We start from the raw sequence: 12,444 nt of genomic DNA on the forward strand, positions 1-12,444 counted from the left end.
AATAGGCGAAAAGACCTAATCACTTATGCTATTGGATTCTCGCTTCCCTTCGGATTATTATTTACGTATCCTAGAATTAGTCATTCGGGATTCTTCTTGTAAACTGGTGTATAATCGTCGTCTCCACATGTTGGAGGCGCTGCCTCTTGATCAAAAGCTTTCTGTTGATCAAGAGGGAGAATCCAGCATTTTACGGGAGGTGATTAGCGAGCTTCTCGCGCATTCCGGCGAAAGCTATGCTATTTCTGCAAGACTCCTTGCTGTGATCGATATTTATTTGAAGCAAGAGCAGCCATCAAACTCCCTGTTTGCCAGAATATTTCGGAAAAAAGAACGGGCACGAAAGAAACGAATAGTGAATAAACTGCTTTTGTTAAAAAGCATTCTATTCTTTGAACGACAACGTCCTGTGAAAAAGGTGTCGGCAGTCGCAGATTCTATTCTACGCAAATCCAGAGGGAATTTCTCCTCTTGGGAGGATTTTACTCACGATGTACAGGCTCATAAATCGGGGGCAGAAGAGGATGTTCCGAATTCTTTGCGAGGGCGAGTCGAAGAGGATGCTGCTTCACAAATGATTGTAGAAGTTTTGCTAGCCTTTTTAGACAATCAAGATATGTACCTCTCTGTAAGCTTTGAAATTCTTCGCAATTTTTTGGAGGAAAAAGTCTTGTCCAAGAGGAGCTTATCTCCTCGCAGTCATGATGCGATTAACAAGATCAAAGATCTGTATTTGGTAAGCCCAGAAGACTTTCAAACATTCGTAGGGGGAGTGATTACAGAGTCTCTATTTCAAACAGAAGATCAACTTGTCGTTGGATGCGAGATTTTTTCTCAAGAAGGAAAAGCTCTTTTTGATTCTTGGCAGAGCATTACGCAGAAATATCCTCATGACATGCTGTATACACAAGCATTTTTAGCAGATGTGGTGTTACATGTTGTGCAACACCACATTCGGTTAAATGCAAAGGTTAAACCTACATCTCCAGAACAAGTAGGAAGTTTGTATAGTATTCGGGATCACAGCCCTCGAGCCTGGGCAAGAATGATGCGAGTATTGCTAATGCGCTGGCTACTCGATTATCATTTCGATGTGTATGCACATCTTAAAGAGGAAATTCTTCGTTGTCCTCCTCGTCCTCCTTTTTGGCAAATGATTCCTTCAGAATCAGGAGATGGAACTTTCCGTAAAGAGGCTCGTTAGCCTGAATGTAGAGCTAAAAATGAGCAGATAGGACAAGAAGCTATTTGGTGATGCAAGGCCGGACAGTACTCTCTTGCGTAATAGATGAGCTGTAAGTGTAATTTCGGAGAATTTGTAGTGCCAAAGAAGGAAACAAGATCTTTCTCCACAGCGTAAGGGCTGCGTTTGGTAGAAAGTCGCCAGCGATGCGCTAGACGAAGAATATGTGTGTCTACGGGGAAAGTGTTTTCCCCATAGTAAATACTTAAAAAAACCGAGGCGGTTTTTCGTCCCACCCCAGGAAGTTTCGTTAGCTCAGTAAGAGAACGGGGAGGTTCTTGATCGTAGTGTTGTACAAGAATATGAGAGAGTTTGTGAATGTAGTTCGCTTTCTGTTCTCCTAATCCGCAAGGAGCGATGAAGGAATATATTTCAGAAGGAGTAAGCGCACTCATTGATTTCGCATCAGGAGCTTTAGCAAAAAGGGATGGGGTAACCGTATTGACGGCTTTATCTGTCGAGTTCCCAGAGAGAAGAATTGCTATCAGGAGCTGGAAAGGAGAATGCCATCCTTTCAAAGAGGGTTCTGGAGAGGGAAAAAGTCGGTTTAAAGTGTTTAGAATAAACAAACGTTTAGATGATCCGCTTACCGCATTCATAGCCGTTTATTTCCCGATACAAAACTTACTAAAAATTTCTCCTAAGACACTTTCGGTAACTTCAGATCCGGATAAATTCCCTATAGAATGCAAAGCCTGTCTAAGATCTAAAGCAAGACATTCGCTGGGGAGACATTCCTTGAATCCCGCTAATGCATCTGTTAGACACGATTGAACTGTGTGTAATAGGCTGTGATGCCGAGCAGAAACTAAAAAGATTTTAGAAGACTTTCCTAATTTGGAGGTGTTGAGCCAATTATGTAAAGCTTGTTTCAATTCGGACAGTCCTTCTCCAGTTTTTGCGGATACGCAGATCTGCTGAAAAGGAACCTGTAATGAAGGCGGGAGAGCGACATCACATTTGTTCCAAAGTAAAATAGTGGGCTTTTGATATAAGATGTCGGGAAGTTGCGGGACAGGTTGTGAGGCGTCCATCACCCAAAGAATGCCTTCTGCTTGGCTCATAGCCTCTCGAGCACGTTCGATACCTTCTTTTTCAACAATATTCTCAGTATCCCGAATTCCTGCAGAATCGATTAAACGAAGATGTTTCCCGTGCAACATCCAGTTTTCTTCCAAAATATCTCGAGTTGTTCCCGGGATGTCTGTAACAATAGCACGATTTTTTTGTGTGAGCGCATTAAGGATAGAAGATTTTCCTGCATTGGGGAGCCCCGCTAAAACGATGCTGGTCCCTTGGGCAAGGCGCTGCCCTTCATCGAAGCTAGCAAGAAGCTCTTGCGTAATAGCAAGAGCTTCTTGGATTTTGCTTTGAGGAAGAGAATGCTCGGTTTCGATATCTTCTTCGGGGAAGTCGGCTAAAACCTCTATGTAGGCAAGAGCTTCTATGATGAGGGAGGAAATCGTTGCAATTGCTTGAGAGGTGTGTCCTTGAAATTGATTCTGCGCAATGCGGAAAGCATCCATATTTTCAGCTGAAATCAGCTGTTGTATAGCCTCTGCTTGAATTAAGTCGATTTTCCCATTTAAGAAGGCTCGTTGCGAAAATTCGCCGGGGAGTGCTGCTCTAGCTCCCTCAGCTAGTAAGGCTTGCAAAATCTGAGAGCAAGCAAAGTACCCTCCGTGGCATTGAAATTCTACAACGTCTTCTCCTGTAAATGAACGGGGAGAGCGCATCACTAAAACTAGGGCTTGGTCAAGACAAACTTCGTTGTGGGATACTGTGCCAAGGTGGGCCGTGTGTGTGGCATAGCCTGCAATATTGCCAGAAAAAATGCGATCAGAAATAGAAATGGCTTGCGGGCCTGAGACTCGAACAATGGCGATACTCCCCTCTCCTGGAGGGGTTGCTATGGCTGCGATCGTATCATTTTGAAGCATGGGTAGAAGCCTTCAGGCTAATAAAGTGCTGAAAAGGGAATCATTATACTGTCGGAAGAGCTTTCTAAGCAAGAAAGGGAGATCAAAGGAGTTTGTTACTGGGCTTAGCATAAATTTTTGAAACAGAGATGAAAACAGGTTGATTGAAAAGGTTTATGAGGCAAAAGGGGTTTGTGTTTTTGAGAAAGAGGAACTTCTTTATAGTCTTTATGCCTTGTGTGTAACAGGCGTCTATGAGCAGAGTAAGTCATTCGCTTGCGGGCTAGGAGAAAAGCATGAAATTGCAGGAATTTTTATATGTGAATCGTGAAACTGGGGCTATAGAAAAAGAACCAGTCTTTTGTCCCGGGGCAATCAAGTTTTTTCTTGGCGCCAGGATTGGGAGGGCAGTGTATGCTTTTTTGTGTAAAAACAGCCTGTTTTCGCGAATAGTCGGCCGATTGCAAAGACTACGAGTAACAAGACGTTTTATTAAATCTTTTGTTGAAAAATATTCGATTCGCGAAGAGGAATGCCTCCTCTCTCTTCGCGAGTACGGATCTTTTAACGATTTTTTTATACGGAAACTTAAGCCAGAGGCTCGCCCTATTTTAGAGGGAGATGAAATCTGTGTTACTCCTGCAGATGGCGCCTACCTTGTTTTCCCTTCTATGGAAGATGTTGCTGCTTTTTCTATCAAAAACCAAAAATTTTCTTTGGAGACCTTTTTAGACGATTCGCGATTGGCGAGCGAATACTCAAAAGGAAGTATGGTCATTGCAAGGCTGGCGCCATTCGATTACCATCGATTCCATTTTCCTGTGGCTGGTATTGTTGGTTCTTCGCGGCGTATAAACGGCTATCTCTTTTCTATTCACCCGCTTATGTTGAAAAAAAATCTAGCGATTTTCTCTGAAAACAAACGGGAGATTACCATTCTTGAGTCTAAAGAATTTGGAAAAATTGCTTATGTGGAAATCGGGGCTTTAAATGTCGGCTCTATTCATCAGACGTTTTCTCCCGGAAGTTATGTGAGGAAAGGAGAGGAAAAAGGCTTCTTTGCTTTCGGGGGATCGACTGTTGTTCTGTTATTTCAGCCTCAACGCATTATGTTTGATGCAGACTTGATTAACTATTCGGCCCAAGGTTTAGAAACTCGATGTTTGATGGGACAGTCGTTAGGAAAACGTTTCTCTTCATAAAAATAAAGACTTAAAACGTTTTTTTTGGTATTGCAAGAGAGAGAAAACTCGGAAGTTACGCATTATGTGGCTAATCGTAGCATGGACACTCTTGGTTTGCTTAGCGATGGCTTTAGTCTTCAAAGCTTACAGGAGTGTTGTCTGCTTCCGCAACCACGTCAATCAAGTAATGCGGGACGTGCGTTTGAACGTGGATTTGAAGGAGTGGGCGCTTGCAGAAAAACTCCTAGCTCCTATTTTGAAAAAACGTCTGTATCGCCGAAAATATCTGTTTGAATATATCCGGATCCTTCGTGAGCAAGAGCGCTTTGAAGAGGCCGAGAAGCTTTTGGGAGAAGCCAAACGATTGAAGTTGGGCGGCCCTCGATTTTTCTTAGAGATTGCCCATAAAGCTTTTCGTCACGGGGCTTACAAAGAGGCTGCTCGGGCTTTTTCGCTGTTGCCTTCTGAGTTGCTAGAAGAGCGAGAGATCGCTCGGTATACGATTTCCCTTGTGTATCTAGGGGAAGTAGATTTAGCGTGTCGGATAGTGGATCCCTGGATCAGCCCGTTAGCTCATCAAGAAATCTTGATCAGCGTTGGGCATATCTATTTCGCTACGAAGCGTTACGCCGATGCCATAGATTTCTATCGACGAGCGCGATCTTTAGGCTCTTGTCCCATTGATGTTTTGTATAATTTAGCGCATTCTTTGCGCATTTGTGGGCACTACGTTGATGCGGGGATGCTTTTTAGAGAGCTTCTCGGAGATCCCATTTATAAAGACGAAGCCATGTTTAATATTGGATTATGTGAGCAGAAGCTAGGGAATTCGAAAAAGGCTCTGCTGATCTACCAAAACAGTGCTTTATGGGTTCGGGGGGATGCCTTGATGATGCGTTATGCGGCCCTCGCTGCCGCAGATCAGCAGGATTACCATCTCGCCGAGCATTGCTGGTCTTTGGCTTTTCGCTGCCAAAATTATGCTGACGATTGGAATTGTTGTGTGCATTACGGATTAGCGTTATGCCATTTGAAAAAATATGAGGAAGCAGAAAAAGTGTATTTACGAGTGATCCAAAAGACTCCGGATTGTCTTGTCGCTTGTAAAGCGCTTGCTTGGCTAGCGGGAGTCGGACATGCCACAATAATTTCTGCTCGAGAAGGAATCGCATATGCTAAGCGTGCCCTACAAATCAAACGGTCTCCAGAAGTGCTGGAGTTATTAAGTGCTTGTGAAGCTCGGGAAGGAAATTTTGATGTGGCGTATGACATCCAGGCTCTTTTAGCTGAGCGGGATACAACTGTAAAAGAGCATGAGCGCCGCGCACAGATTCTGAAAAACTTACGCCAAAAACTCCCTATCGATCAACAACATATTGTAGAGGTTTCGTTATTGCTAGCGGCGTAGCGATTTCTTCCTTATAAGTAAGCTCAGCATAAGGGCTTAGCCCGGTGTTGTGGGAGTGCTTTTTGTTTTCTTTTTCTCGGGGAAAGTCTAAAATGAGCCAGAATACACGGATTTCTTTTCTCTCGAGCAGTCTTCCCCTGAGAGATTTTGTGTATAAAAAGATAATTATCAAAAAGAAATAGAAAGACTCATTCTTGTTGTTTAGGCGCCTTTAAATGAGAATGGGTTTCTTTTCAAAAGCATGTGTTGAACATATGATGGATTTCCTTAAGCGTTTTTTCGGATCCTCCCAAGAGAGAATATTAAAACGATTCCAGAAGCTCGTTGAAGAGGTTAATATTTGCGATGAGAAATTTTCGTCGTTATCCGACGAAGAGCTTCGCGAAAAAACTCCTCAATTGAAGAAGCGGTATCAAGAAGGAGAGTCCTTGGATAAACTTCTGCCGGAAGCGTATGGTGTTGTGAAAAACGTATGTCGGCGCTTGTCAGGAACCCCTGTAGAAGTTTCTGGATATCACCAACAGTGGGATATGGTCCCCTATGATGTGCAAATTCTCGGTGCTATTGCTATGCATAAAGGCTTTATTACTGAGATGCAAACAGGAGAAGGGAAGACTTTGACTGCGGTGATGCCGCTTTATCTGAATGCATTAACGGGAAAACCAGTCCATCTCGTCACCGTGAATGATTACTTAGCTCAGCGAGATTGCGAGTGGGTAGGTTCGGTTTTACGTTGGCTGGGATTAACAACGGGTGTTTTGGTTTCTGGGATTCCTCCGGAAAAACGGAAAGCGATTTATCAGTGTGACGTTGTCTATGGAACCGCTTCGGAATTCGGTTTCGATTACCTACGAGACAACTCTATTGCAACAAGGAAAGAAGAGCAGGTAGGACGAGGTTTTTATTTTGCCATCATTGATGAAGTAGATTCTGTATTAATCGATGAGGCGAGAACTCCTCTGATTATTTCTGGGCCAGGAGAGAAACATAATCCTGTTTATTTCGAGTTAAAAGATAAGGTTGCCGACTTAGTGCATTTCCAAAGGGAACTGTGTAATCAAATTGCTGCAGAAGCAAGGAAACACCTAGATCCCTTTTTGGGCACCGACGTACTTCCTAAGGATAGAAAAATTATGGAAGGGATCTCAGAGGCTTGCCGCGCTTTGTGGTTGGTAAGCAAGGGGATGCCTCTTAACCGGGTTTTACGTCGTGTGCGGGAGCATCCAGATCTCCGCGCCATAATTGACAAATGGGATGTTTTTTATCACGCAGAACAAAACAAAGAAGAGTGCTTAGAGAAGCTCGCCTCTTTGTATATCATTGTAGATGAACATAATAATGATTTTGAGTTAACAGACAAAGGCATGCAGCAATGGATCGAGAAGATCGGAGGTTCTGCAGAAGACTTTGTAATGATGGATATGGGGCATGAATATGCCCTGATTGAGGAGGATACTACCCTTTCCTCCGCGGAAAAACTTAATCGCAAAATTGCGATTTCTGAGAAAGATACACAGCGAAAAGCGAGAGCTCATGGGTTGCGTCAGTTGCTGCGTGCTCATTTGCTTATGGAAAAGGATATTGATTATATTGTTCGCGATGACCAGATTGTGATCATTGATGAGCATACAGGGCGTCCTCAACCAGGACGTCGCTTCTCAGAAGGGTTGCATCAAGCTATCGAAGCAAAAGAACAGGTAACCATTCGGAAAGAATCGCAAACCTTTGCTACGGTTACTTTGCAAAATTTCTTTAGACTATATGAAAAACTTGCAGGAATGACTGGGACGGCTATCACAGAATCCCGGGAGTTTAAAGAAATTTACAATTTATATGTGTTGCAAGTACCTACATTCAAGCCTTGCCTACGTATAGACTATAATGACGCTTTTTATATGACGGAGCGAGAGAAGTATCAGGCTATTGTTGCAGAAATTGTCTCCGCTCATCATTCCGGGAAACCGATTCTGATTGGAACAGAGTCGGTGGAAGTTTCTGAAAAGCTCTCGCGTATTTTGCGTCAAAATCGCATTCATCATACGGTACTTAACGCGAAAAATCATGCACAAGAAGCAGAGATTATCGCTGGGGCTGGAAAAGTTGGGGCTGTAACAGTTGCTACAAATATGGCGGGTCGAGGTACAGATATTAAACTGGATCAAGAGGCTGTTGCTGCCGGAGGGCTTTACGTTATAGGTACGTCGCGACATCAGTCACGACGTATTGATAGACAGCTACGAGGTCGTTGTGCTCGTCTTGGAGATCCTGGAGCAGCCAAGTTTTTCCTTTCGTTTGAAGATCGGCTTATGCGACTTTTCGCTTCTCCTAAGTTGAATACTTTGATTCGACATTTCCGCCCTCCTGAGGGAGAGGCTATGTCGGATCCTATGTTTGACCGATTAATTGAAACAGCTCAGAAGCGTGTTGAGGGCCGTAACTATACGATACGTAAGCATACTTTGGAATACGACGATGTGATGAATAAACAGCGGCAGACCATCTATGCTTTCCGGAACGACGTTTTACATGCAGAGGACCTATTCGTTGTTGCTCGAGAGCAAATAGAGCATGTTGCCGTAGCTTTAGCTTTTTTGATTTTAAAAGATGCGCATGCAGATCACTGCTCCCTACCTAAGATTGAAGAATGGCTGAGTTATTCGTTCCCAGTAAAACTGGATGATCAAGAAATTCGTCGTTTAGGAGATGTAGATGCTGTCGCAGATTATATAGGCGGTCTACTGATAGAGGCTTTTGATGCTAAATTTTCTGCTATGCTTTCTGAGTTTACAGAGATCATTGGTTCGGCATCTAATGCTCAGGGTGTTTGCAATGATATTCTTCGTTCAGTGATCATTTCGCATATTGACGAAGAGTGGAAAATCCATTTAGTAGATATGGACTTGCTGCGTTCTGAGGTAGGATTGCGTTCTGTTGGGCAAAAAGATCCTTTGATTGAATTTAAGAATGAGTCTTTCCTTTTGTTTGAAGGGCTGATCCGCGATATTCGCATCGCTATAGTGAAACATTTGTTTGCTTTGGAATTGTCATTAACGCGAAGTGACAGGCCTGACAATGCGATTCCAACGGTTGCTACGGCTTTTCATAATCATGATAATTTCCGGCCTATGGAGTTAACCATTATTGGTGAGGACGAAGCATCCTAGTCTTGAGGCCGTCTCCTAGCTAGGAGACGGCTTTTTGTATGCGGAGAAAGGTGCTGAAAGTTAGGGGTTCAAGGAGTGTGGGCTATACGAAAGCTTCCCATTTGGACCAAGTGCTTCCATCATGATGACGAATCCAAAAAGAACGGTGGTTATCTCCTATTAAAAATTGTACCCGATGGTCCCTGCTCACAGTAGTCATACAAATGAGAATGTTATCCAAATTAGCATTCTGGGCGGGAAAATCTTCTGGAGCATGGATTAGTTTTTCTACATTCGTAGTAAGTAGTAAATCTGGCTGAAGAAGGGTGTCACAATCATACTCTGCTGTAGGAATTTTTTTAGGAGGGATATTAAACCATCCTTCCCAGCGGCCTCGATAATAGCTGCGAGTGTAGGCATAGTTGTGATCACTGATATAGAATTGGCGGATAACGCCATTCAATACCGACTTCCCTAATACAATAAGTAAGTCTCCGTTTTCTCGATCATCTTCCTCTATATATACTCCGGTTTCATGATAGGCATCTAAAGGCTTTGTTTTATCAGATTCGCAAATAAGAAGATCTAGATCTTGTTTATCATCAGATTGGGATTCGTCGTAGAGTTCATAGTGCATAGGGATTAAAATCTCCAAGAAATAACTAATTTTAGTTTTTATTATTTCTAATAAAAGATTTTTGTTTTTTTACAAATTAATTTGATTTTCTTGCAGGTTTTGCCTTGTATTCTAAATCAAAAGGAACCCCATATAAATTAAAAGCTGCCTTTAATGTATTTTTTAAATACAGCTCGTAAGGTTTCGCTAGCAGCGAATTGGAATTGATAAATAATAGGAAAGAAAAAGGCATGACCGTCTTGTGAATCGCATAATAAATGCGTAGGCGTTTCCCCTGAATAACTTGAGGGTGATGCCTCTGCATAGCCGTCGCTAATACCTTGTTTACTAATGAGGTCGAAAGTTTCGTTGTTGCTATGGAGCAGACATCATCGATAGCAGAAAAGATTTGTGACAGGTTGCGCTGTTGTTTTGCCGAAATACAAAGGATGCGCGCTTGACCTATGTAGGGATCCTTTTTGCGTAGATCCTGAACATAGTGTTCCATCCGAACCCCAAACATTAAATCCCATTTATTTACGAGAATGATATGCGGTTTTTTATATCGCACAATCGTGGACAGGATGCGCTTATCCTGATGAGAGAGTTGCTGTGTAGCATCTATTACTAATAAACAAATATCTGCCCGAGAAATAGCCTTTTCGGTTCGAGAAAAGGACATCCACTCTACAGAATTTTTTATGCTCTTAACTTTTCTTAACCCTGCCGTATCGATAAAAATATATTCTTTATTGTTATGCGTATAGGAAACATCAATATTGTCTCGCGTAGTCCCGGGAGAGTTATCCGTTATGCAGCGTTCTTCCTTAAGAAGGGCGTTGACGATAGAGGATTTTCCAACGTTAGGATGTCCAATAAGAGCCACTTTTAATGGGCGATCTAGGGACGTCGCTGGAGTGTTTTGGGCAACAAGGTCTTCTAAGAAAGAAGCCTCTTCTTGAGACAAAGACTCATTTTCAAACAGAGTCGCGTCAGCAAAAGCATGTAAGGATACGGAAGGCTCGGAAGGCTCGGAAGAAGGGGCTCTTTCCTCCCCACAAGCTTCCTGGCTGTCTGCCGATGGTTGGGGGAGCCCGGCTACTTGACGAATACGCTCTAACAGTAAATCAATATGTTTATCGTGGCTGGCAGATGTAGCAATCATATTAGAGATCCCCAAGCCATAAAACTCGTGAATGCGCTGAAGATCTCGCTGAGAATCCGCCTTATTCATCACAAGAATTAAAGGTTTTTTTAGAGCAAGAAGTCGTTTGGCAAGTTCCTCGTCCTGTTTAGTGATTCCGCATCGGATGTCTACAACAAGCAAAAGAATGGAGGCTTCTTCTGCCGCTGCCAAAGCCTGTTTATGAATCTGTTTTTGGAATCGATCAGGGGATTCTTGGTCTACTCCTCCTGTATCAATAACATGGACAACAGAATCCCAGGCTCGAATTTCTCCATACAAACGATCTCGGGTAGTGCCTTCTTGGGAATTAACAATCGCTAACGAGCGTTTGCATAAGCGGTTAAAAAGAGAAGATTTTCCTACATTAGGTCTTCCTAAAATAGCAATGCTCATAAACAGGCTCTATTAATCCAGAACAATTAGGAAGAAATGATAAAGAGTAAAAAATTAAATCTAAAGAAATAAAATTAACTGTTTAAGAGCAGAATCGAAGCAAAAGGATTATTTCCAAAAACCTTTATCTTTCAGCAAAAATAAAATTTTTTCTTTGTCGGAACACTCGAGTTCTATCGATAGGGCCTCTGCCTCCCTAAGCAGCTCTCCTAGCAATCGCCCGGGAGCAATACCTTTCGCCATTAGATCTGCCGCAGAGACAAGAGGAGAGCCGGTCTGGATCCTTTCTGTGAACAAAGCTAGTCGTGTTTTGAGGTCATGCACGCGAGAAATAAACTGCTCTTGTTCGTCAGGTGTACGCTGTAATGATAAAAACAGAGAAAGGAGTAGAGGAGCTGTTTGTGAGGCAAAAAAATGTGCCCAAAAGACCTTATCGTCTCGTTTGGACCGAAACTGTGGCAGCGCTTCGTACCAATCCTCCAACACCTCGAGCTCTTTATTGGATACTCTTAATCTAGAGAAGGCTGAGATGGCCTCTTCTCGTTTTACCTCTTGGAATAGAGGAAGTAAAAAAGCTATTTCTGGAATGTGGGGCTCCTGTATTTTTTGAGCAAAAGCAATAGTAGAACATAAAAACCCGCCAGAAGAAACTTTTAACTCGGGGAATATGATAGGGAGGATTTTTAGTTTCGTAAGTAATTGGAGAGATGCATATGGTGCTTTACGGAGCATTTTTTTGAGCTCTTGCCAAATTCTTTCCGGAGACACCGAAGAGGGGAGGGAGGGAGCCTCTTTAATAATAGCTAGCTCAGTTTGTGGGTCTAAAGCAAATCCCAATGTTGCGGCAAATCGAATCGCCCTCAGGATGCGGAGCTTGTCTTCTAAAAACCTTTGTTTAGGATGGCCAATTGCCCGAACGACTTTTCTTTTCAGGTCCGTTTGTCCCTCTACCAGATCAAATAGCTTTTCTTCAAAAGGATCGTAATACATGCCATTGATGGTAAAGTCTCTTCGAATGGCATCATCTTTCATGGAAGCAAAAACGATGCGATTGGGATGGCGACCATCTTCATAATCCTCATCGCAGCGGAAAGTGGCAACTTCGAACAGTTGCCCATTTTCTTTTACGGCAATGATACCAAAAGCTGCACCAATAGAAAGAGTATCTGGGAAGATCGTGGTTACAATCGTTGGAGAGGCATTGGTGGCTATGTCTACCTCTTCAATAGGGCGCTCCAAAAGCATATCTCGGACACTTCCTCCAACGAAATATGCCTGATACCCAGCGTTGCGTAATTTTTGAACAATTCTTTTCGCTGTTGCCAAAACGGACTGGGTCATGCAACTCCTAA

At 42.9% G+C, this 12,444-nt stretch carries 9 protein-coding genes; 4 read left to right on the plus strand and 5 right to left on the minus strand.

The genetic code is table 11. The features are described 5' to 3' along the window. Positions 1 to 25: 25 nt before the first annotated feature. The gene (locus B6E89_RS03805) at positions 26 to 1,204 is read left to right on the plus strand and encodes a hypothetical protein (protein WP_080121658.1); all 1,179 of its coding nucleotides are present in this window, start codon (positions 26 to 28) and stop codon (positions 1,202 to 1,204) included. Here the strand turns inward: B6E89_RS03805 and B6E89_RS03810 are convergent. Further along, positions 1,201 to 1,842, minus strand: a complete 642-nt coding sequence (locus B6E89_RS03810) for an endonuclease III domain-containing protein (RefSeq protein WP_080133168.1) — start codon at positions 1,840 to 1,842, stop codon at positions 1,201 to 1,203. The two genes, B6E89_RS03805 and B6E89_RS03810, sit on opposite strands and share 4 nt — an antisense overlap. A gap of 6 nt (positions 1,843 to 1,848) precedes the next feature. Beyond that, entirely contained in the window at positions 1,849 to 3,183 is a 1,335-nt protein-coding gene (gene mnmE / locus B6E89_RS03815) for a tRNA uridine-5-carboxymethylaminomethyl(34) synthesis GTPase MnmE (RefSeq protein WP_080133169.1), read from the minus strand. Positions 3,184 to 3,458: 275 nt separating this feature from the next. On the opposite strand from mnmE, the gene B6E89_RS03820 reads away from it, so the two are divergent. The 3 genes from B6E89_RS03820 to secA all read left to right on the plus strand — a co-directional run bounded on the left by B6E89_RS03820 (position 3,459) and on the right by secA (position 8,918). Beyond that, entirely contained in the window at positions 3,459 to 4,364 is a 906-nt protein-coding gene (locus B6E89_RS03820) for a phosphatidylserine decarboxylase (protein ID WP_080121661.1), read from the plus strand. A gap of 64 nt (positions 4,365 to 4,428) precedes the next feature. Continuing rightward, positions 4,429 to 5,754, plus strand: coding sequence for a tetratricopeptide repeat protein (locus B6E89_RS03825; protein WP_035407418.1), 1,326 nt, complete (start codon positions 4,429 to 4,431; stop codon positions 5,752 to 5,754). A gap of 254 nt (positions 5,755 to 6,008) precedes the next feature. After that, positions 6,009 to 8,918 carry a preprotein translocase subunit SecA gene (gene secA / locus B6E89_RS03830; protein WP_035407527.1) on the plus strand — a complete coding sequence of 970 codons (2,910 nt, stop codon included), beginning with the start codon at positions 6,009 to 6,011 and terminating at the stop codon, positions 8,916 to 8,918. Between the two features lie 82 nt (positions 8,919 to 9,000). On the opposite strand, the gene B6E89_RS03835 is transcribed toward secA, so the two are convergent. From B6E89_RS03835 to B6E89_RS03845, 3 genes are all read right to left on the minus strand, one after another. Then, on the minus strand, positions 9,001 to 9,534 hold the full coding sequence (locus tag B6E89_RS03835; RefSeq protein ID WP_080133170.1) for a hypothetical protein: 534 nt from the start codon (positions 9,532 to 9,534) through the stop codon (positions 9,001 to 9,003). Positions 9,535 to 9,610: 76 nt separating this feature from the next. After that, positions 9,611 to 11,092, minus strand: a complete 1,482-nt coding sequence (der, locus tag B6E89_RS03840) for a ribosome biogenesis GTPase Der (protein WP_080129516.1) — start codon at positions 11,090 to 11,092, stop codon at positions 9,611 to 9,613. A gap of 108 nt (positions 11,093 to 11,200) precedes the next feature. Further along, positions 11,201 to 12,433, minus strand: a complete 1,233-nt coding sequence (locus tag B6E89_RS03845; protein ID WP_080133171.1) for a CCA tRNA nucleotidyltransferase — start codon at positions 12,431 to 12,433, stop codon at positions 11,201 to 11,203. Positions 12,434 to 12,444 lie beyond the last annotated feature (11 nt).

This window comes from Chlamydia suis (assembly GCF_900169085.1).
GTDB classification, from domain to species: domain Bacteria; phylum Chlamydiota; class Chlamydiia; order Chlamydiales; family Chlamydiaceae; genus Chlamydia; species Chlamydia suis.